Here is a 20,872-nt window from a genome sequence, read left to right as displayed (position 1 = left end):
CGGGGCATCGTGCCGAAACTCTACGCCGGCGCTTGGTAATTGGGAAATTAAATGATGAAATCGCCGGCAGTGGAAAAACCAATGGATACGCCGCCATGCAGGACCCTCGCCTTGACCCCGTGCTGCTGCAGAGCTTTGTCGCCGTCGCCGAGAGCGGCAGCTTTACCCGTGCCGCGCAGCGCGTGCACCTGACCCAGTCCACCGTCAGCCAGCAGGTGCGCCGGCTGGAGGAGCAGCTGGGCTGCGTGCTGCTGGACCGGGGCGGGCGCTATGTCACCACCACGCCGGAAGGCGAGCGCCTGCTGGGCTATGCGCGCCGGCTGCAGCAGTTGATGGCGGAGGCGGTCGGGCAACTGCGCCAGAGCGCCGGCCAGGGCGAGATCCGGCTGGGCGTGCCCGAGGACTTTGCCGCGCGGCCACTGACGCCGGTGCTGGCGGGGTTTGCCGATGACTGGCCGGGCATGCGGCTGGAGGTGACCAGCGGCATGAGCCACGAGTTGTGGCAGCGTTTCCAGGACCGCGAGCTGGACCTGGTGCTGGTCAAGCAGCGCACCGGCCAGGCCCCGGGGCTGGCCAGCTGGCCCGAGCCGCTATGCTGGATCGACAGCCGCAGCCGTCCGGCGGTGGCACGCGACCCGGTGCCGCTGGTGGCATTCCCGGTGGGCGGGCTGTACCGCGGCGAGATGACGCACGCACTCGACGCCGGCGGCCGGCGCTGGCGCGTGGCCTTTGTCAGCGCGAGCCTGGCCAGCATCCTCGCGGCGGTCGCCGACGGCCTGGGCGTGACGCTGCTGCCGCGGCGGCTGGCCACGGCGCATCACACCGTGCTGGAGCACGGCTGGCCCGCCGCGGTGCCGGATATCGAACTGAGCCTGCACGCGCAGCCGGACCTGCCCGCCGCGGCGCGCGACATGGCGGCGCGGCTGGCCGCGTTGTGCGAGACCGTGATGGCGGCCGGCGCGCCGCCTGAGCTTCAGCCGAAGAACTCGTTGTAGTAGCGGGTGCAGGTGCCGGCCGGGCGGAAGGTGTAGGGCAGTTCGGCCATCGCGGCGGCTTCGAGAGAACCGAACGGAATGTCCGGGGCGGCGAGCGGGGAAACGTCTGCCGTGCTGTCGTGCTGGGTCTGCGCCGTCGCGGCGCGGGCGGGGGAGGGCGTGGTCATGTCAGGGCTCATGCAATCGGGCCGGGCGGGCACGGTGGCCTGCCCGGCAATGTCGGTCCGGCGTTGTCAGCGCCAGCGGCCATCGTAATGCTGCGCTGCGGCGAAGTCAGCCACCCGGGCCTCAACACACTGTTGCACGAGCGCGCCCAATGCAATGGCGCGGGATCGCGGCGGCTTGCCTCCGGATGTGGCCCGCGCGCCGCCGCCGCTGGCAGTGCCAGGGTCTATATTTGGCGGAGGGACTGCCTGCGCTGGCCGTCCCCCCTCCCATGAAAATCGCCATGTCCCTGCCCCCGTGCTTTGCCGACCGCCGCGAGGCGGGCCAATACCTCGGCCGCCACCTGGCCGGACTGGGCTTTGGTGCCGCGCAGCTGGGCCAGCCGCCGCTGGTGCTGGCGTTGCCGCGCGGCGGCGTGCCGGTGGCGTTCGAGGTGGCGCGCGCGCTGGACGGGCAGCTGGACGTGCTGCTGGTGCGCAAGATCGGCGCGCTGGGCTACCCGGAGCTGGCGCTCGGCGCGGTGGTGGAGGGCGATGCCGGCGGCGGCGGACCGCACACGGTGGTCAATGACGACCCCTGGGCGCGGCGCGCCGTCGACAGCGGCAGCTTCGACGCCGAGCGCGGCCGCCAGCTCGACGAGATCGCCCGGCGCCAGCAGCGCTACCGCGGCGGCAAGCCGGTGCCGGCCCGTGCCGGACGCGTGGTGATCGTGGTCGATGACGGCGTGGCCACCGGCGCCACCATGCGCGCCGCGCTCGAAGGCGTGCGCATGGCCGGCGCGGCGCGCGTGATCGCTGCCACCCCGGTGGGCTCGCAGGACGGGCTGGCCAGCCTGGCCGCGGCCGCCGACGAGGTGATCTGCCTGAACACGCCGCCCAGCTTCGGCGCGGTGGGCGCGTTCTACCTCGATTTCAGCCAGACCAGCGACGAAGAGGCGCTGGCGCTGCTGCGCACACCGCGCGCGGCCTGAGCAGCCGCGCAGGCGTCAGTGCGGGCGGCCGCGTTCGCGCGCCAGGCGCGCCTTCAGGTGCGGCACCAGCCCGCCGGCGGCCAGGATCGCGCGCAGGAATGCCGGAATCGGCTCGCACGCCGCCACGCTGCCGTCGTCGAGCCGTAATTGTGCGGTATCCAGGTCCAGCACCGCGTGCGCGCCGTCGACGAGCCGGCTGGTGTCGGCACAGACCAGCACCGGCAGGCCCAGGTTGATGGCGTTGCGATAGAACAGCCCGCCGAACGATTGCGCCACCACCGCGCCCACGCCCAGTTCGCGCAGCGCCTGCGGCGCCTGCTCGCGCGAGGAGCCGATGCCGAAATTGGCGCCCGCCACCAGCACGTCGCCGGGGCGCACGCTGCCGGGAAACTCCGGGCGCACCGAGGCCAGGCAATGCCTGGCCAGCACCGGCAGCGGCGCTTTCATCAGCACGGCGGGGGCCATGGCATCGGTGTCGATGTTGTCGCCGAAGCGCCAGAGGCGGCCGGCAGGGGCGGGGGCGAGGGCAGAGGTCATGCGGGAAGTCTGTCCCGCCGGCGGCGGGCACGAGGTGGGGGCCGCGCGTTACTCCAGCAGCGTGCGCGGATCGGTGATGCGGCCGGTGACGGCGCTGGCGGCCACCGTCATCGGCGAGCCGAGCCATACCGCGCTGCCGGCGTCGCCCATGCGGCCCGAGAAATTGCGCGCGGTCGAGGCAATGGCACGGCTGCCGGCCGGGAAGCGCGCCGCGCCGTAGCCCGCGCAGGCGCCGCAGGCATTGGGCAGCAGCATCGCGCCGGCATCGGCGAGGATGCCGAGCGTGCCTTCCTGCTCGGCCTGCAACTGGTCGCGGCGCGAGGCCGGCGCCACCTGCAGCGTCACGCCAGCGGCGACGCGGCGCCCGCGCAGCACGCGCGCGGCCATGCGCAGGTCTTCCAGCTTGGCGCCGGTGCAGGCCCCCAGGTAGGCGATCTGCACCGGCTCGCCGGCGGCGCGGTCGACCGGCGCGCTGTTGGCGGGCGAGTGCGGCGCGGCCACTTGCGGCGCCAGCGCGGCGGCGTCGAAGCGGTGCGTGGCCAGCACCGGCGCGCCGGCATCGCTGCGCCAGTGGCCCAGGTCGATGGCGGCCAGCGTCTGTGCCGGCACGCCGGCCTGCGCCAGCCAGTCCAGCGTGACCGCGTCGGGTGCCACCAGCCCGGTCTGCGCACCGAGCTCGGTGCTCATGTTGGTGAGCGTCATGCGCTCCTGCATCGGCAGCGCGGCGACCGCACTGCCGGTGTATTCGAGCGCCTGGTAGCGTCCGCCGCCCATGCCCAGCGTGGCGCACAGGAACAGCATCATGTCCTTGGCGCACACCCCGGGCGCGAGCTGGCCGTCCCATTGCAGCCGGATCGTGTCCGGCACCCGCAGCCAGATCTCGCCGGTGGCGAGCACGCCGGCCATCTCGGTCGCGCCCACGCCGAACATGTACGCGCCGAAGGCGCCGCCGGTGGGGCTGTGGCTGTCGCCGCCGACGATCAGGCGGCCCGGCAGCACATGGCCGCGCTCGGGCAGCACCACGTGGCAGATGCCCTCGGCGTCGATGAAGTGCGCGCCGGCCTGGCGCGTCCAGTCGCGCGTGAAGCGCAGGATCGATTCGGCCTGGGCGTCGCCGCCGGGGACGAAATGGTCGGTCACCACGACATAGCGCGACGGGTCCCAGACCCCGGTGCCAAGCTCTTGCAGCAGCGGCGCCACGCGGCGCGGGCCGCTGGAGTCATGCGACATCGCCAGGTCGACCTGGCAGATCACCACGGTGCCGGGCTCGGCATGCGCCAGCCCGGCGGCGCGTGCCACCAGCTTCTGCGCGAGCGTGGCGGGCACAGTGCTCATTCCGGCGACGCTCCCGAGTACTTGACCACGCCCGCCCAGCGCTTGACGTCCTGCTTCACGAACGCGGCGAAGGCCTCGGGCGGCGTGCCCATCGGCTGGGCGCCGTCGTTCTCCAGGCGCTTGCGCACCGCGGGGGTTTCCAGCCCCTTGCGCGCGGCCTGGTACAGCGCCTGCGTGGTCTCGTGCGGCATGCCGGCCGGGCCGAACAGCCCGAACCACGCGCTCGACTCGAAGCCCTTGACGGTATTGCCGATCGGCGCCGCGCCCGGGAATTGCGGCAGCGGTGCCGGGCTGGTCACGCCCAGCACCTTGAGCTTGCCCGCGCGCACGTGCGGCAGCACGTTGATGGTGCTGGCGAACATCAGGTCGCACTGGCCCGCCAGCACATCGGTCAGCGCCGGCGCGGTGCCCTTGTACGGAATGTTGACGATGTAGGTGCCGGTCATCATCTTGAACATGTCGCCGGCCATGTGCAGCGACGAGCCGACCGAGCCGATGGCGAAGTTCAGCTTGCCCGGCTCCGAGCGCGCCAGGCGGATCAGCTCGGGCACGTTGCTGGCCGCCAGCCGGGGCGTGGCCACCAGCACGCTGGGCACGGTGGCGACCAGCGTGATCGGCGTGAAGTCCTGCACCGGGTCGAACGGCAGCTTCTTGTACAGCGTGGCGTTGATGGTATGGCTGGTGAAACTCATCAGCAGCGTGCTGCCGTCCGGCGCGCTCTTGGCGACCAGGTCCGCGGCGATATTGCCGCCGGCGCCGGGGCGGTTCTCGACCACCACCGGCTGGCCCAGCTCCTGCGACATTTCCTGCGCGATGGTGCGCGCCAGGGTGTCGGTGGTGCCGCCGGCCGGCGCGCCCACCAGGATCCGGATCGGCTTGCCGCCGGCAAGCTGCGCCTGCGGCTGGCCTTGTGCCTGCGCGGCCGCCGACAGCGGCAGGGCCAGCGCGCATGCGGCCAGCGTGCCGAGCGTGGCAAGGCGGCGCATCGTGGCGCGGCGCGGAATCGAAGGCGGACGGGTCAGGCTGGACGGACGGAACTCAGGCATGGCGGCGGCTCCTCGCTCGATGTGATCAGGGATGCGCAGTATGGCGCGGAACGCAGTCCGGCGCACCCCCGGCAACGCAAGTCCGGGGCAATTCCCGTGGCGTCAGTCGCGCAGGCCCGGGCGGGTCTCGCTTTCCACCCAGACGTTGGCGCTGTCGACGCCAGCCGGCGACAGTTCCATCCGGTATTCGTAGCGGTCCGGGCGGTACTGGCCCAGCAGCAGCTGCACCGGGCGCCCGGACTGGTCCTTGACCACGCGGCGCACCGCCAGCAGCGCGCCGCCGACCGGCACGTCCAGCAGCGGCGCCACCACCACGTCGGCCAGCCGGGCCGACAGTACCTGGCTGGCCCGGCCAAGCTTGACCCCGCCCGCTTCCAGCAGGCGCAGCACCGGGGTCTCTTCCAGCGCCTGGCGCGTGATCGGCCGGCCCAGCGCCGCCGGCAGGTAGACCGTGATGTGCGACAGCGGACGGTTGCGGTAGTGGCGCACGCGCACGATCTTCACCACCGGGTCGCCCGGCTCGATCTGCAGCGAGTCGGCGACATCGGGCGTGGCATGGACTTCATCGATCGAGATCACCTTGACCGAGGTCTTCTGGCCCATGTCGATGATGTTGTCGAGCAGGCTGGTGCCGCGTTCCTCGCCGGCCGCCGCGGCCGGACGCACCGGATGCGGGTTGACGAAGGTGCCGAGCCCGCGGTGGCGGCGCACCAGCCCTTCCTGCACCAGCCGGTCGAACACGCGCCGCATGGTCACGCGCGACGCGTGGAACTGCTTGGCGAGGTCAATCTCCCCGGGCAAGGGACCCTGGCCGAAGCGGCCTTCGACGATCTGCTGGCGCAGCACCACGTAAATCTGGTGATACAGGGGAACGACGGCTTCACTCATGGTTTCCCTTGTGGAGAGATGACAAGTCTGTAATGCCTCTAATGTACTTTAAATCAGACATGGGGCCTAGCGAGGATAAACGCTGAGGGGTTTGCGCAACAAGGGCCTGGCGCGGGTGCGAGCGCGCGCCGCGCTGCATCAAGCCAAGGTGACGCATTGTGCCGGATTCGCCCCGTTGCGTCGCCGGCGCGCGGGCGGGCGGAAGATGCCGCGACCGCGGCCCCTGCGCCCGCTTGCCCATGCCGCCAGCGTCGCGTCAAGGCGGCAATGTGGGGCGGCCCACACGAGCGGCGGCGGCGGCACCCCGGAATCCATGTTTCACCGCCGATACGTGGCCGAAGAATCAGGGCAAATCCCGAGCGGGCGCTGCAACGGCTTGAAAACCAAGGATTTTTTAACTGGCCCCAAAGGGCCCCGGAAACCCGATGGGACCCCTCTGTCACAGCAATGTGACATGTTCCCGGCGGCACATCATCGCGGACCCATGTTGATCCGGCAAAACATCGGCCAGAGCCGTGCCCGGACCGGAGGTGGCCCTTGTAATACAAGGACTTGCCGCCGCGGGTGACGAAGCTGGCACCGATTATGCGCAGGGCAGGCTGGTTTGGCAGCAAGCCTGACCTGAACCTCCGGCCGCGCGCTCGTCGATGAGTGCCGGCCAGGAGCTGAGCCGCTGTGACTGTGAAATCCTCCTGGGAGCTTCGTATGAACAAGACAATGCTGGCGTCGGCGATTGCCCTCGCCTTTGCTGGTTCGGCGTGGGGTAACCCGACCAATACCAACACGGATGGCTGGAACCATCAGACCGCCACCGCCAATTCAACCCAAAGCGGCGCCGGGTCCCTGGCCAATGAGAACTCGACGTCCAACCAGGACAACTCCGATCACAGCACCAGCACCCGCACCACCACCATCGACGTCGACAAGTCGCAGACCAACTCCAACAACCGCACCGCGACGGTTGCGGTCGACAAGTCGACCAATGACTCCAACAACCGCACCAACTCCAACAACAAGAGCAAGACCAACTCCGACAACCGCACCCGCCTGACGCTGGACCAGGGCGGGCTGGGCAATGCCGCCGCCAACGCGGGCAATGCCTCGTCGAGCATCGCCAATTCCTTCAACACCAGCAAGGCGATCGCGGTCAGCAAGCTTAGCGGCCAGGTCACCGGCAACACGGTCGCCAACATCGGCAACGTGGCCAGGAACACCGGCAATGCCAACGGCGGCGTCGGCTACGGCGGCAAGGGCGGCACCGGCGGCAACGGCGGTACCGGTGCGGGCGGCGTGGGCGGCAACGGTGCTGCCGGCGCGGTCGGTGCGGTGGGCGCCAAGGCCTTCGCCTACAACGGCGGTGCGCGCGCCGGCGATGCCACCACCGGCAGGGCCGTGGGCGGCGACGGTGGCGACGGTGGCGCCGCGATCGGCTGGGGCGGCGATGGTGGCAGCGCCTATGGCAAGGGCGGCAGCGCGCTCAGCGCCGCGGGCAGCCAGGGTGGCAGCGGTGGCAGCGCCACCGGCACCGGCGGCGGTGCCCTGAGCGCCTCGCTCGGCGCGGGTGGCCGTGGCGGCGGCGCAGGCGCGATCGGCGGCGGCGGCCTGGGTGCCAGCGGTGCCCTCGGCGGCCTGGCCGGTTCGGCCGGCGGCGCGGGCGGCAGCGGCGGCGATGCCAACGGCCGCGGCGCGGACGCTGGTGGTGCCGGCGGCGCCGGTGGCGGGTCCGGGGCAGCCGGTACCAACACGGCCGGCGCGGGCACGGGCACGGGCGGCGGCGCGGGTGCCACCGGCGGTGCGGGCGCTTCCGGCAGCTCCAGCGCGGTCGCGACCGGCGGCGCCGGCAGCGGCACGGGCGGCGCGGGCGGCTCCAGCGGCGCGAGCTCGACCGCGACGGCTGGCACGGGCACGGCGACCGGCGGTGCCGGCGGCGCGCAGAGCAGCACCGGCGGTGCCGGCGGCGCGGGCGCGGCGGCGACCTCGGGCGCGGCCACGTCCATGGCCTCGAACGGCAGCGCCACCGCCGGTGACGGCGGCGACGGCGGCAACGGCGGCAACGGCGGCAGCGGCGGCGCGGCCACTGGCGGTACCGGTGGCATGGGTGGCGTGGGGAACGGCGGCGCCGGCGGTACCGGCGGCAACGGCGGCTACAACCTGGTCGACGCAGGCACCTTCAACATGTCCAACACCATGACCAGCGTTGGTCAGACGGCGGCGGGCATCATGATGGCCAGCCAGAACAGCGGCGTGGCCTCGCTGGTGCAGCAAAGCGTGAACGTGCAGGCCAACCTCAACGTGGGCGGCAGGTAAGACGCGCAACGCGGCCGGATCCCGCGCAAGTCCCGGGACCGGCCGGCGGTTTCGCAGTCATGCCGGCAGGACCGGCGCCCGCATCCTGTGTGCGGGCGCCCGGGCCCTGTCATGCCTACGCAAGCCAAATTGCCATGCAGCCGAGTGGAGAGAGTCGGCGCATCGGCAGGGGGGGAACACCATGCAACCGGTCCGCTTCGCCGTCGGCACTTGTGCCGCGGCATTACTCGCCTGGCCAGCATTGCCGGCCCACGCGGAGCCGCCAGGGCTGGAGGCCGCCATGGCCGCGGCGCGCGCGGACGCTGCCGCGCCCACCGCGGCGGCGGCAGCCGAAACCGCGCCGGCACCAACGCCGGCCGCGCTGTTCGCCGGCGCGGCCAGGGCCGTGCCCGTGTCGCGGCTGGATGATGTCCGCGGCGGTGCGGAAGTCACCGTCAACGATATGCGCCTGCACGGCACCGTGGCCGACAACGCCGCGGTCAACACCTTGTCAGGCACCAACCACATCACGGAAGGCGCGTTCTCGAATGCGGCGGGGATTCCCACCGCGATCCAGAACTCGGGATCGAACGTGCTGATCCAGAACGCCACCATCGTCAACGTCCAGTTCAAATGATGAAGCCGCTGCGAATCCTGCTGGCGTGCGTGCCGTGGCTGTTGGCCACGGCGCACGTGCCGTGCGCGCAGGCGGCCGACGCCGCGATGTACGGCCCGGTCGGCGAACCCTACAGCGTCAGGGTCACCAGCATCCGCGAGGCGCGCTTCAAGTCCACCATCCGCCAGCAGTTCGACTTCAGCTGCGGCTCGGCCGCGGTGGCGACGCTGCTGACATACCAGTACGGCCATCCGATCAACGAGGCCACCGTGTTCCAGAACATGTACCTCAACGGCGACCAGCAGAAGATCCGCGCCGAGGGCTTCTCGCTGCTGGACATGAAGCGCTTCCTGGCCGCGCTGGGCTATGAGGCGGATGGCTTCGAGCTGCCGCTGTCGAAGCTGGAAGAAACCCAGGTGCCGGCGATCGTGCTGATCGTCGAGAACGGCTACCACCATTTCGTGGTGGTCAAGGGCGTGAAGGGCAACCGCGTGCTGGTCGGTGATCCGGCGCGCGGCACGCGCGCGATGTCGCGCGAACAGTTCGAGCGCATCTGGGACAGCCAGCTGCTGTTCGTGATCCACAACCGCACCGAGCGGGCGCGCTTCAATGTCGCCGCGGACTGGCGCGTCGCGCCCAGCGGTCCTTACTGGATGGGCGTCAACCGGGACAACCTGTTCTTCACGGTGATGCCCCGCCATGGCGCCGGAGATTTTTGAGGAACGCATCATGTTGCAGATTTCCTTGCCGGCCCCGGCCGTGCCACGCAGCGCTGCCTCGGTCGCCGCGGCGATGGTGCTGGGCGCCGGCCTGGCGTACGCCGGCACGGCACACGCCGGCATGCCGCCGCAGCCCGGCGCGGCCGATGCCGCGGCGCCGCCGGCGCACGCAGCCATGGCCGCGCGCGAGCGCGGCGACTCCCACCCTGTGGCTGCCGCGCGCGGCAGCATGGCCGGCTGGAAGCCGGTCGCCCATGAAAAGCTCGACGACATGCGTGGCGGCTTCGAGATGCCCGGGCTGCAGGTTTCGTTCGGTATCGAACGCGCGGTGTACATCAACGGCGACCTGGTGGTCGCTACCAGCATTAACATCCCAGACGTCAGCCGCATCACTGCGGACCAGGCCGCGCGGCTCGCCGCGACGCTGGGGCCAGCCATTGTGGCCAGCACCAATGCCGCGGTGGCCAACGCCCTGGCGGGCAATCCGGTCACGGCCGACGCCGCCGCGGCGATGAACGCCAATGGCGCCGGCGCGGCGGCATCGGCTTCGGCTTCGGGTGGCGCGCAGGCGGGCGGCGCGGCTACGGCAGCGGCCAATGGTGGTACCTCTGCCAGCGCCAGCACAGCCGCTGCGGCGGGCCTGCCGACCACGGTCGCGAGTACCGCCACGGGCCAGGTCGTGACCAACGGGCTGCTGAACGTGATCCAGAACGGCCCGGGCAATGCCGCATCGGTGGGGGCACTGGCGGGTACGCCGGTGACCGTGATCCAGAACACCCTGAACAACCAGAGCATCCGGAGCCTGATGACAATCGACGCAAGCGTCAATACGCTGCAGGCCTTCCGGTCGCAACTGGCCAACACGGCGCTAAACAATGCGCTGCTGCGGGCCGCGAGCATGAGATAGCCGTTAGCGAGGTAGCGGGCAGTACAGGTCGCAGGCTCCTGCAAAACAGCCTGCCGTCCGGGGGAGGAAGACGTGATGAAGAAGCGGTCGATGCAGGGCATCCGCAATGCGGGATGCTCGACGTTGCTGTTGCTCGGCGGACTGGCGCAGGCCCAGACGCCGCCGGAGGCGGGGCCACCCGCGGCCGGACTGGAATCACTGCAGAGGGAACTCGCCGACCAGGCCAGCCAGCTCGATGCCATGAAGCGGGCGCTGGCCGAGCAGGAGGCAGTGATCCGCGAACTGCGCAGCGTGATCGGCACCGAGGTGCTGGCCGCCAAGCGCGGCGGGCAGCGCACCGGGCCCGGCGTGATGCCGGCCGACAACGCCACCAATGCCGCCACCGCGGCAGCGGCCGCCAGTGCCACGCAGAGTGCGCCGGCTCTGGCCAACGGTCCACAACAAGTTATCGCCCAGGGACCGCAGCCCGGGGCGCAGCAGGGCGAGTCCGCCAGCCCGCAGACGGTGGCCATGGAAGAGCCCGTGGGCCGTCCGCCCGAGAGCGACCAGCGCCCGCCCGAGGTGGCACCGCTGATCGACCAGCCCGGGGTGCTGACCGGCGAGGGCAAGTTCGTGGTCGAGCCGGGCTTCCAGTACGGTTATTCGTCGAACAACCGTGTCGCGCTGGTCGGCTACTCGATCATCCCGGCGATCCTGATCGGGCTGATCGACGTGCGCGAAGTCAAGACCTCGACCTATATCGAATCGATCGCGCTGCGCTACGGCGTCACCAAGCGGCTCGAGATCGAGGCCAAGGTGCCGTACGTGCAGACCTCGGGCTCGACCATCAGCCGCGAGGTGTTCACCGGCACCGCCGTCGACAACGTGTTCAATTCCAGCGGCAAGGGCATGGGCGATGTCGAGGCGACGGTGCGCTACCAGCTCAACTACGGCAATGAGCGGATTCCGTATTTCGTCGGCTGGCTGCGCTACAAGTCCAACACCGGCAAGGACCCGTTCGAAGTGGTAACCGATTGCGTGACGCGCTGCGTGGGCAATGCCACCGGCACCGGCCTGCCGCTGGGGCTGCCCACCGGCACCGGCTTCCACGCGATCCAGCCCGGCATCACCTGGCTGCTGCCGACCGATCCGGCGGTGTTCTTCGGCACCTTCAGCTACCTGCACAACTTTGCGCGCGACAACGTCAGCCGCACCGTGCTGAACGGCGAGAAGGAAAACCTGGGCAAGATCGCGCCGGGGGACATCTTCGAGTTCAGCTTCGGCATGGGGCTGTCGCTCAACGAGAAGGCGTCGTTCAGTATCGGCTACGACCAGGCCATCATCTGGCCGACCAAGCAGAACGGCCAGACCGTGCCCGGCTCGGTGCGGGTGACGCAGGGCACCTTGCTGGTGGGGTATTCGTACCGCTTCAACAACCGCTATACGCTCAACCTGTCAGTGGGCGCGGGGCTGACGCGCGACACGCCCGACCTGCAGGTCAATGTGCGCCTGCCGATCACTTTCTGACGCATCGGCACGGCGCCTTCCCTGCGGCGCATTAGGCAGACGTGACGCGTGCCCCGCCCGGGCGGGACACGCGTGCGCGTCACATCCGCGGGCACCGTGCGCCAGCGCCGAAACGCGCCTTGCGCTGGCCCCATGAACGGCGTACAAAGAAATAACCCCGCGCCGCCAGCGGTACTTTCCGACCAGCCTCAACCTCACCGGTGGTGCGGCCTGAACAAGGAGAGAGACATGCGCAAACGCATCTTCTGGTTGTTGCCCGACTTGGAGAGTGCCCGACGCACCATGGACGACCTGCTGCTGGCCCGCGTCGAGAACCGCCACATCCACTTCGTGGCGCGCGACGGCGCCGACATGACCGGCCTGCATGAAGCCAACCTGTTCCAGACCTCCGACATCGTCCACGCGGCCGAGATGGGCCTGATGGTCGGCGGCGGCGTGGGCGTGGTGGCCGGCGTGGTGGTGGCGATGTTCCCCATCGTCAGCGACACCCCGCAATGGGGGCTGGTCGGCGTGCTGGCGGTGCTGGGCGCGGTGTTCGGGGCCTGGGCCGCAAGCATGATCGGCAGCTCGGCGCCCAACAGCCGGCTGCGCGCGTTCGAGAAAGACATCGAGGCGGGCAAGATCCTGCTGATGGTCGACGTGCCGCGCTCCCGCGTCGAAGAAGTCGAAACCCTGCTGCGCAACGCGCACCCGGAAGCCAGCTTCGCCGGCGTCGATCCGGCGATACCGGCATTCCCCTGATCCGGCGCCTGCCGCCGGCCGGCGCCTCGCGGCGCCGCATGTCTCTCTGCGCGCGCCTGCGCGGCGCGCTCCGGCGCGCCACCTGCCGCGCGCCCCGGCCCGCACCGGAACCGCCCCCGGTTCCGGTGTGATGCCGCTGCAACACCCCCTGTTTTCCCGGTTTGCCCACGTCGGACGCATGCGGTACCTTGCGTGACGGCGCGCGGGCCTTGTCCGCGGCGTCGCCACAAAATAACGAAAGCAGCCGTCCAGGCGGAGGGGTCGAGACAATGAAGGCGAAATGGATCGCGTGCGGCGTGCTGGCCGTCACGCTGGGGTGGGCCGCGCACACTGCCCAGGCGGAACCGGGCGTGACCCGCAACCTCATCCGCATCGGCCAGTCGGCCGGCGTCACCGGGCCGGTGGCGGGCTCGGTCAAGGAGCAGATCGCCGGCGCGCAGGTGTACCTGCGCACGGTCAATGCCAGCGGCGGCGTCGCCGGCCGGCGCATCGAGCTGGTCACCTACGATGACGGCTTCGATGCCAAGCGCACGCCCGACAACGTGCGCAAGCTGCTCGACGAAGACAAGGTGTTCGCGCTGTTCATGGTGCGCGGCACGCCGCAGAACGAAAGCATCCTGCCCATCATCGCCGCGCAGAAGGTACCGCTGATCGCGCCGCTGACCGGCGCCATCACGCTGCACCGGCCGGTGAACCGCTACGTGTTCAACGTGCGCGCCAAGTACCAGGATGAAGTGGCGCGCGCGATCAACCACCTGGCGACGTCGGGCATGAGCCGCATCGGCATCTTCTACGCCAACGACGGCTTCGGCAAGGATGTGCTGGAAGGCTACAACGGCGCGCTGCAGGCGCGCGGTGTGCAGCCCGCGGCCATGGTCAATTTCTCCCGGCCCATGGGCGACATCAGCCAGGGCGTCGCGGCCATGCACAAGGCCAACCCGCAGGCGGTGCTGGTGATCGGCTCCGGCTCCGAGGCGGCGCGCGTGATCCGCGAACTGCGCCGCGCCGGCAGCGAGGCGCAGTTCGTCACGCTGTCCAACAATGCCGCCGATGCCTTTATCCGCGAACTCGGCGACGACGCGCGCGGCCTGATCATCACGCAGGTGGTGCCGGGCACCAACTCCAGCCAGATGACGCTGGCCAGCGAATACCGCAGCCTGGCGAAGCAGCAGGGCGTGGAGCCCTCCAACGCCGGCATGGAGGGCTTCATGTCGGCCAAAGTGCTGGTCGAAGGCCTGCGCCGCGCCGGCCCCGACCTGACCCGCGAGCGGCTGGTCACGGCGCTGGAGGGCATGCGCGACTATGACCTCGGCGGCATCCTGATCAGCTACAGCGTGGCGCGCCACACCGGCTCGTCGTTCGTGGAAATGTCGATCGTGTCGTCCACCGGCAAGCTGATCCGCTAGCGCGCGGCGACGGGCCCGGAGCCGGCCGCTGCGGTATAGTCGCCGGCATGGCGACTCCTATCCCCTCCCCCGATTCCCGAACCCCGTTCGCGCTGCATGGCCGCGTGGCGCTGGTGACCGGCGGCGCGCAGGGCCTGGGCCTGGCGATCGCCGCCGGGCTGGCCGATGCCGGTGCGCACGTGCTGGTGGTGGCCCGCAATGCGCCGCGCGTGCACGAGGCCGTTGCCACGCTGACGGCGCGCGGCGGCAGCGCCGAGGCGCTGGTGCTCGACATCACCGACGAGAGCGCCGTGGCGGCGGCCTTCGAGCGCATCGATGCCGACCACGGCCGGCTCGACATCCTGGTGAACAATGCCGGCGCGCGCAACCGCAGCAATATGGCGCAGCTCGATGCCGGCGACCTGCGCGCCATGCTCGAGACCAACCTGGTGGCGCCCTACGCGCTGTGCCGGCTGGCCGCGCAGCGCATGCGCCAGGGCGGCTACGGGCGCATCGTCAATGTCAGCTCGATCGCGGGCCAGGTGGCGCGCGCCGGCGACGTGCTCTATCCCGCCACCAAGGGCGCACTGGACGCGCTCACGCGCGCCATGGCCGCCGACCTGGGCCGCCACGGCGTCACCGTCAATGCGATCGCTCCCGGCTACTTCGCCACCGAGCCGAACCAGCCCATGGTCGAGGACGAAAGCGTGGCCGAGTGGCTGCGCCAGCGCACCTCGCTGGGCCGCTGGGGCCAGCCGCAGGAGGTGGCCGGCGCGGTGGTGTTCCTGGCATCGCCGGCGGCGTCGTATGTCACGGGGCAGGTGCTGGCGGTCGACGGCGGCTATCTCGGGCACTTCTGACCCGGTCACTTCTGGCGCATCGCGCGCCGCTTGCGCGCCAGAGCGTACCCAATTCTGCGTGCCGGTCGCGCGCGCGATTCAGCGCCGCGCGGGCGCCTTGCCACCGCGGTAGAACGCCTGCAGGGCCTCGATCATCGCGGCGGCCGCGGCCGAATCACCGCGGTCCCTGAGCCGCACCAGGCAGATATCGCGCACCAGCGAGGGCAGCTGCAGGGGCCGGATCGCCAGTCCTTCGCGCCGGAACTGGAACAGCGCCAGCGACGGCACCGCGCTGATGCCCAGGCCTGCCTGCACCAGTGCCGCCACGGTCGCGAGGTGCTCCACCTCCATCACGCTGGCCAGCCGCAACGGATGCAGCGCGGCATCCAGGTGCTGGCGCACGCTGGTCGTGCGCGACAGCTGGATGAACGGCAGCCCCGCCAGCATCTCCGGCGTGATGCGCCGCTTGCGCGCCAGCGCATGGTCCGCCGGGCACACCAGGTGGAAGGTGTCGCGCACCAGCGGCTCGACGCGCAGGTCGTCGTCCTGCGCCGGCGCGGGCGCCAGCGCGAAGTCGGCGCGGCCCTGCCGCACCAGCTCGATGCAGCCATCGGCAAGCTGGTCGAACAGTTCCAGCACGATGCCCGGATAACGCGCGCGAAACTGCGCCAGCAGCGGCGGCAGGTCCCCCCCGGCGAGCGAGGGCAGCGCCGCGATCGACACCCGCCCCTTGCGCCGCTCCGCGTGCGCGCGCAGGTCTTCGAACGCGGTCTCGAAGTCCGCCAGCAGCCGGCGCGCGGTCTGCTCGAAGCGCACGCCGTCGCTGCTCAGTTCCACGTGCCGCGTGGTGCGTTCGAACAGCCGGCTGCCGGCCTGCTCTTCCAGCGTCTGCACCAGCGCGCTGAAGGCCGACTGCGACAGGTGGCAGGCACGCGCCGCGCGCGTGAAATTGCGGTAGGTAGCCAGCGCCACGAAGGCGCGCAGGTGCTTGACCGACAGGTTCATGGCGCCAGCGGATCTATCCAGGAAGTCGATAGATTAATCCAAATAATCCGTTTTTTGGCTGGACCCGCTGACCCTAGAATGGAACCGACCTGCCCGACCCTGGTTTCCGACTTCTATCCCGACCATGACTGCTCCCTTGCTGATCGGCTCCGGCGCCGGCTTCTCCGGCGACCGTACCGATGCCGCGCTGCCGGTGGTGCGCACGCTGATCGCCGAGGCGCAGCCGGCCGCGCTGATCTTCGAGACCCTGGCCGAGCGCACGCTGGCGCTGGCGCAACTGGCGCGGCGCAATGATCCCGCGCAGGGCTACGAGCCGCTGCTCGATGCGCTGCTGGCTCCGGTCCTGGGCCTGTGCCTGCAACACCGCATTCCCATCGTCGGCAATTTCGGCGCGGCCAATCCGCGCGCGGCGGCGCAGCGCGTGCGGCAGCTGGCGCAGCAACTGGGCCTGGCCGCGCCGCGGGTGGCGGTGGTGGAGGGCGACGACCTCTCCGACGCGGCCGGGCGCGCGCGGCTGCACGGCATTCTGGGCGAGGCGTTCGACGCCGAGCGCTTTGTCTGCGCCAATGCCTATATCGGCGCGCAAGGCATTGCCGACGCGCTCGCCGCCGGTGCCCAGGTGGTGGTGTGCGGGCGCGTGGCGGACCCGGCCCTGGCAGTGGGGCCGGCGATGGCGCACTTCGGCTGGGCCTGGGATGACTGGGACCGGCTTGCCGCCGCGACCATGGCCGGGCACCTGCTCGAATGCGGGGCGCAGGTCACCGGCGGCTACTTTGCCGATCCGGGCCGCAAGGAGGTGCCGGAGGTGCACGCGCTGGGCTTCCCGATCGCGCAGCTCGACGCCGGCGGCGGCATCGAGATCTTCAAGGCCGCCGATACCGGTGGCTGCGTGGACCTGCGCACGGTCAAGGAGCAGCTGCTGTACGAGGTGCACGACCCCTGCGCCTACCTGACGCCGGACGTGGTGGCCGACATCGGCGCCGTTACCGTGGCGCAGGTGGGCCCGGACCGCGTTGCCGTGCGCAATGTGCGCGGCCACCCGCGCCCGGCGCAGCTCAAGGCCAATGTGTTCAGCCACGGCGGCTGGCTGGCCGAGGGCGAGATTTCCTACGCCGGCCCCAACGCCGCGGCGCGCGCGCGGCTGGCCGCCGACATCCTGCGCCGGCGCATGCGGCTGCTGGGCCACGACGCGCCGCTGCGCTTCGACCTGATCGGCGTGCTCAGCGTGCTCGCCGACGATGCCGGCGCCATGCTCGCGCAGCCCCAGCCGCACGAGGCGCAGGCGCAGGACGTGCGCCTGCGTGCCGCGCTGGCGCATGACGACCTGGCCGTGGCGCAGGCGCTGCAGCGCGAGGTCAACGCGCTCTATACCTGCGGCCCTGCCGGCGGCGGCGGCGTGCGCACGGCGCAGCGCGCACGGCTGAACGCGGTGTCGTGCCTGGTGCCGCGCGCCGCGGTCACGCCTGCCTGCACCTTTATCGACTGAGGAGCCCGCCATGCCCGCTACCGCCGCGCTCTACCAGTTCGCCCATGGCCGCACCGGCGACAAGGGCGACCGTTCCAACATCAGCGTGATCGCCTATGACCCGCGCGACTTCGACCACCTGGTCGCGCACGTGACCGAGGACGCGGTGCGCGCGCTGTTTCGCGAGCGCCGGCCCGCGGCGGTCACGCGCTACCTGGTGCCGTCCCTGCACGCGATGAACTTCGTCCTCGACGGCGTGCTCGATGGCGGCGTCAACGATGCGCTCAATCTCGACACCCACGGCAAGGCGCTGTCGTTCCGCCTGCTGCAGCTCGAGATCCCGCTGCCGCCCCGGCTCGCGCCGGGGGCGTCGGAGCAGCCCTGAACCCTTGCCTTCAACGATAACGATTTCGACAGGAGACCTTCATGCATCCGTTCTTCAAGCCGCTGGCCGTTGCCGCGCTCGCACTGATCCTGCCCGCGGGCCAGGCCTGGGCCGAGTTTCCCGACAAGCCGATCCGCTTCGTGGTGCCGTTTGCCGCGGGCAGCGCCACCGACCAGCTCGCGCGCGCCATCGGCCAGGCCATCACGGTGGACAGCAAGGTCACCGTGGTGGTCGACAACAAGCCCGGCGCCAACGGCTTTATCGCCGCGTCGGACGTGGCCAAGGCGGCGCCGGACGGCTATACCGTGCTGATCAGCACCAACACCACGCATGCGGCCAACGAACACCTGTTCAAGAAGCTGCCCTACGACCCGGTCAAGGACTACACACCCATCACGGCGCTGGGGCGCGGCGGCCAGATCATGGTGGTGAACCCGCAGGTGCCGGCCAAGACCGTTGGCGAGTTCATCGCGCTGGCACGGCAGCAGCCGGGCAAGCTCAGCTTCGGCAGCGGCAGCTCGTCGTCGCGCGTTGCCGGCGAGCTGTTCCAGCAGATGGCGCAGGTGCAGCTGCTGCACGTGCCGTACAAGAGCAACCCGCTCGCCATCACCGACCTGCTCGGCAACCAGATCCAGATGATGATCACCGACACCGCCACCGGCCTGCCGCAGGTCAAGAGCGGCAAGCTGCGCGCGCTGGGCGTGTCGGGCAAGGCCCGCTCGCCGCTGGCGCCGGAAGTGCCGACCATCGATGAGGCCGGCGTCAAGGGCTACGAGATGAGCTACTGGTTCGCCGCCTACGCGCCCGCGGGGACGCCGCAGCCGGTGGTGGCCAAACTCAACGCCATGATGGTGAAGGCCGCGCGCAGCGAGAGCGCCGCCGGCTTCTACAAGTCGACCGGTACGGAAGTCTTCACCAGCACGCCCGCGGAACTGGCGAAGTTCCAGTCGCAGGAGTCCGGCAAGTGGGGCCGCATCATCAAGGCGGCGAATATCCAGCCAGAGTAAAACAGGGCAGCGCAAGCTCCCATGCATGGAAAACGGGGCCACATGGCCCCGTTTTTTACGCAGAAGTAGGTACGCTTTGACCCTTGCGGCCTTGTCGGGCAAGGCGCGGCTAAGATATGCGCTGGCCGCGCGCCCTTGCGGCGCCGGCCTGCTCCTCGACAACACCAACCAGAACAGGATCAGGATATGAAGCTGCAGTCCATGGTGCGCCATGCCACCTTCCGCCGACACCCGCGCCCGACCTTGCGCCGGGCCCTGTCGCGTGCCGCCATCGCCATTGCCATGGGCGGCGCCGTGCTGGCCGCGGGCGTGGCCAGCGCGCAGACCGCCACACCGCCGGCGCAGCAGAAGACCCAGGTGCCGGGCTACTACCGCATGATGATCGGCCAGCTGGAAGTCACCGCGCTCTATGACGGCTACATCGACCTGGACCCGAAGCTCTTCAAGTACACCAGCGCGCGCGAAGTGCAGAGCCTGCTGGCGCGGATGTTCGTGGCCTCGACGCCGGGCATGCAGACCGCGGTCAACGCCTACCTGATCCATACCGGCAGCCGGCTGGTGCTGGTCGACACCGGTGCGGCGGGCTGCTTCGGGCCGACGCTGGGACGCATCGGCGAGAACCTGCGCGCCGCGGGCTACGCGCCCGAGCAGGTCGATACCGTGCTGCTGACGCACCTGCATGGCGACCATGCCTGCGGCCTGGCCAGCGACGGCAAGGCCGCGTTCCCGAACGCCACGGTCTATGTCGACAAGGCCGACCTCGACTACTGGCTGAGCGATGCCAACGCCGCCGCGGCGCCGAAGGAGGCCCAGGGCCTGTTCGCCATGGCGCGTGCCGCGATCGCGCCGTACCAGGCGGCGCAGCGCCTGCGCACCTTCAACGGCGGCGCGGGCGGCGAGCCCGTTCCCGGCGTGCGCGTGGTGCAGGCCAACGGGCATACCCCGGGGCACAGCGGCTACCTGTTCACCTCGGGCAACGACAGCCTGCTGCTGTGGGGCGACATCGTGCACAACCACGCGCTGCAGCTGCGCCGGCCGCAGGTGGCGATCGAATTCGACGTCGACAGCCACCAGGCCGTGATCACGCGCAAGCGCATCCTGGAACAGGCCGCCAGGGGCCGGCTGTGGGTGGGCGGCGCGCATATGCCGTTCCCGGGGCTGGGCCATGTGCGCCGCGATACCGCCGGCTACGCGTGGGTGCCGGCCGAATATGGCCCGATACGCGCCGACCGCTAGCCACGGACGGCGGCTTTTCGCCTAGAGTCATCCCAGGGCCGCCGCGCGTACCGGATGCGTCGGCCCGGTCTGCCGGAGGACTTGCCATGCCTGCCAATGTGACCCGCCGCCGCTGGCTGCGCGCCGGCGCCGCGGCCCTGTTGCTGGCCGCACCCCTGGCGCGCGCCGTGCGCGCCCAGCCCGGCCCGGCGCCGGCCCGCGAGGCCGCGGCGCAGCGCATCGGCGTGATCGGCTCGGGCCGCATCGGGGGCACCGTCGGCGGCTTGTGGGTCAAGGCCGGGCATCCGGTCCTGTTCTCGTCGCGCTACCCGGAGGCGCTCAAGCCGCTGGTCGAAGAACTGGGTACGCTCGCGCGCGCCGGCACCGTGGCCGAGGCCATTGCGTTCTCGGACGTGCTGTTCCTGGCCACGCCCTATGGCGCGCTGCCGCAACTCAGCCGCGACCATGCCGGCGCCTGGCAAGGCAAGATCGTGCTCGATGCCACCAACGCCTATGCACACCGCGACGGCCCCATCGCCGACGAGGCGCGCCGCGATGGCATCGGCCTCACCACTGCGCGCTACCTGCGCGGCGCGCGCGTGGTGCGTGCCTTCAACTTCATGGGGGCGGCGCAGTTTGCCAGCGAGCATCACCGGCCCGGCGGGCTGGTGGCGGTGCCGATCGCGGGCGATGACCCGGCCGCGCTGCAGGTGGCCGCGCAACTGGTGCGCGATGCGGGATTCGAACCGGTGGTAGTGGGGCCGCTGGCCAGTGCCGATCGCTTTGCGCCGGGCGGGCCGCTGTTCCGGCAGGTGGGTACGGCCGAGGAATTCCGGCGGAAGATGGGGGAACGCTGACGC

21 protein-coding genes are annotated in these 20,872 nt (G+C 70.8%); 15 read left to right on the top strand and 6 right to left on the bottom strand.

Going from position 1 to position 20,872, the window contains the following annotated elements; genetic code table 11:
- Nucleotides 1-95: 95 nt before the first annotated feature.
- Nucleotides 96-995 (top strand): LysR family transcriptional regulator, encoded by a 900-nt coding sequence (locus FHX60_RS23020; protein WP_183284738.1) that lies wholly within the window; start codon nucleotides 96-98, stop codon nucleotides 993-995.
- Here FHX60_RS23020 and FHX60_RS23015 read toward each other — a convergent pair.
- Nucleotides 974-1,162: a hypothetical protein gene (locus tag FHX60_RS23015; RefSeq protein WP_092314851.1), complete on the bottom strand. Its 189-nt coding sequence runs from the start codon at nucleotides 1,160-1,162 to the stop codon at nucleotides 974-976. The genes FHX60_RS23020 and FHX60_RS23015 overlap by 22 nt on opposite strands.
- Nucleotides 1,163-1,443: 281 nt before the next feature.
- On the opposite strand from FHX60_RS23015, the gene FHX60_RS23010 reads away from it, so the two are divergent.
- On the top strand, nucleotides 1,444-2,130 hold the full coding sequence (locus tag FHX60_RS23010; protein WP_183284737.1) for a phosphoribosyltransferase: 687 nt from the start codon (nucleotides 1,444-1,446) through the stop codon (nucleotides 2,128-2,130).
- Between the two features lie 15 nt (nucleotides 2,131-2,145).
- On the opposite strand, the gene FHX60_RS23005 is transcribed toward FHX60_RS23010, so the two are convergent.
- The 4 genes from FHX60_RS23005 to FHX60_RS22990 form a co-directional block, all read right to left on the bottom strand.
- On the bottom strand, nucleotides 2,146-2,667 hold the full coding sequence (locus tag FHX60_RS23005; protein WP_092314849.1) for a LeuD/DmdB family oxidoreductase small subunit: 522 nt from the start codon (nucleotides 2,665-2,667) through the stop codon (nucleotides 2,146-2,148).
- Nucleotides 2,668-2,715: 48 nt separating this feature from the next.
- Nucleotides 2,716-4,002, bottom strand: a complete 1,287-nt coding sequence (locus FHX60_RS23000; RefSeq protein ID WP_112776252.1) for a 3-isopropylmalate dehydratase large subunit — start codon at nucleotides 4,000-4,002, stop codon at nucleotides 2,716-2,718.
- Nucleotides 3,999-5,048 carry a tripartite tricarboxylate transporter substrate binding protein gene (locus FHX60_RS22995; RefSeq protein ID WP_183284736.1) on the bottom strand — a complete coding sequence of 350 codons (1,050 nt, stop codon included), beginning with the start codon at nucleotides 5,046-5,048 and terminating at the stop codon, nucleotides 3,999-4,001. The genes FHX60_RS23000 and FHX60_RS22995 overlap by 4 nt, the downstream gene beginning before the upstream one ends.
- A 102-nt stretch (nucleotides 5,049-5,150) precedes the next feature.
- Entirely contained in the window at nucleotides 5,151-5,936 is a 786-nt protein-coding gene (locus FHX60_RS22990) for a GntR family transcriptional regulator (protein WP_062803991.1), read from the bottom strand.
- Between the two features lie 705 nt (nucleotides 5,937-6,641).
- Here FHX60_RS22990 and FHX60_RS22985 point away from each other — a divergent pair.
- The 8 genes from FHX60_RS22985 (at nucleotide 6,642) to FHX60_RS22950 (ending at nucleotide 14,956) form a co-directional block, all read left to right on the top strand.
- Nucleotides 6,642-8,243 (top strand): hypothetical protein, encoded by a 1,602-nt coding sequence (locus FHX60_RS22985; protein WP_112776254.1) that lies wholly within the window; start codon nucleotides 6,642-6,644, stop codon nucleotides 8,241-8,243.
- 181 nt (nucleotides 8,244-8,424) lie between these two features.
- Complete coding sequence (locus tag FHX60_RS22980; protein ID WP_092314841.1) at nucleotides 8,425-8,859, top strand: hypothetical protein; 435 nt, start codon at nucleotides 8,425-8,427, stop codon at nucleotides 8,857-8,859.
- Nucleotides 8,859-9,557 (top strand): C39 family peptidase, encoded by a 699-nt coding sequence (locus FHX60_RS22975; RefSeq protein WP_112776255.1) that lies wholly within the window; start codon nucleotides 8,859-8,861, stop codon nucleotides 9,555-9,557. Before FHX60_RS22980 ends, FHX60_RS22975 begins: the two co-directional genes overlap by 1 nt.
- 10 nt (nucleotides 9,558-9,567) lie before the next feature.
- On the top strand, nucleotides 9,568-10,464 hold the full coding sequence (locus FHX60_RS22970) for a flagellin (protein WP_183284735.1): 897 nt from the start codon (nucleotides 9,568-9,570) through the stop codon (nucleotides 10,462-10,464).
- A gap of 75 nt (nucleotides 10,465-10,539) precedes the next feature.
- On the top strand, nucleotides 10,540-11,970 hold the full coding sequence (locus FHX60_RS22965; protein ID WP_092314835.1) for an acetate kinase: 1,431 nt from the start codon (nucleotides 10,540-10,542) through the stop codon (nucleotides 11,968-11,970).
- A gap of 228 nt (nucleotides 11,971-12,198) precedes the next feature.
- The gene (locus FHX60_RS22960) at nucleotides 12,199-12,711 is read left to right on the top strand and encodes a DUF1269 domain-containing protein (RefSeq protein ID WP_092314833.1); all 513 of its coding nucleotides are present in this window, start codon (nucleotides 12,199-12,201) and stop codon (nucleotides 12,709-12,711) included.
- 269 nt (nucleotides 12,712-12,980) lie between these two features.
- The gene (locus FHX60_RS22955) at nucleotides 12,981-14,117 is read left to right on the top strand and encodes an ABC transporter substrate-binding protein (RefSeq protein ID WP_183284734.1); all 1,137 of its coding nucleotides are present in this window, start codon (nucleotides 12,981-12,983) and stop codon (nucleotides 14,115-14,117) included.
- Between the two features lie 47 nt (nucleotides 14,118-14,164).
- Nucleotides 14,165-14,956, top strand: coding sequence for an SDR family oxidoreductase (locus FHX60_RS22950; protein ID WP_183284733.1), 792 nt, complete (start codon nucleotides 14,165-14,167; stop codon nucleotides 14,954-14,956).
- 78 nt (nucleotides 14,957-15,034) lie between these two features.
- On the opposite strand, the gene FHX60_RS22945 is transcribed toward FHX60_RS22950, so the two are convergent.
- On the bottom strand, nucleotides 15,035-15,940 hold the full coding sequence (locus FHX60_RS22945) for a LysR family transcriptional regulator (protein ID WP_112776259.1): 906 nt from the start codon (nucleotides 15,938-15,940) through the stop codon (nucleotides 15,035-15,037).
- 124 nt (nucleotides 15,941-16,064) lie between these two features.
- Here FHX60_RS22945 and FHX60_RS22940 point away from each other — a divergent pair, with 124 nt between their 5' ends.
- From FHX60_RS22940 to FHX60_RS22920, 5 genes are all read left to right on the top strand, one after another.
- The gene (locus FHX60_RS22940; RefSeq protein ID WP_183284732.1) at nucleotides 16,065-17,426 is read left to right on the top strand and encodes an acyclic terpene utilization AtuA family protein; all 1,362 of its coding nucleotides are present in this window, start codon (nucleotides 16,065-16,067) and stop codon (nucleotides 17,424-17,426) included.
- Between the two features lie 10 nt (nucleotides 17,427-17,436).
- Nucleotides 17,437-17,790, top strand: a complete 354-nt coding sequence (locus FHX60_RS22935; RefSeq protein ID WP_112776261.1) for an AtuA-related protein — start codon at nucleotides 17,437-17,439, stop codon at nucleotides 17,788-17,790.
- A gap of 41 nt (nucleotides 17,791-17,831) precedes the next feature.
- Nucleotides 17,832-18,797 carry a Bug family tripartite tricarboxylate transporter substrate binding protein gene (locus FHX60_RS22930; protein WP_092314822.1) on the top strand — a complete coding sequence of 322 codons (966 nt, stop codon included), beginning with the start codon at nucleotides 17,832-17,834 and terminating at the stop codon, nucleotides 18,795-18,797.
- A 186-nt stretch (nucleotides 18,798-18,983) separates the two neighbouring features.
- A complete protein-coding gene (locus tag FHX60_RS22925; RefSeq protein WP_183284731.1) occupies nucleotides 18,984-20,033 on the top strand; it encodes an MBL fold metallo-hydrolase in 1,050 nt (349 codons plus the stop codon).
- Nucleotides 20,034-20,119: 86 nt separating this feature from the next.
- On the top strand, nucleotides 20,120-20,869 hold the full coding sequence (locus FHX60_RS22920) for an NADPH-dependent F420 reductase (RefSeq protein WP_183284730.1): 750 nt from the start codon (nucleotides 20,120-20,122) through the stop codon (nucleotides 20,867-20,869).
- The last annotated feature ends 3 nt before the right edge of the window (nucleotides 20,870-20,872 follow it).

The organism is Cupriavidus alkaliphilus (genome assembly GCF_014191175.1).
Taxonomy (GTDB): domain Bacteria; phylum Pseudomonadota; class Gammaproteobacteria; order Burkholderiales; family Burkholderiaceae; genus Cupriavidus; species Cupriavidus alkaliphilus.
Note: the sequence above shows the minus strand (reverse complement) of the source record. Positions and strands in the feature narration are given on the sequence as shown.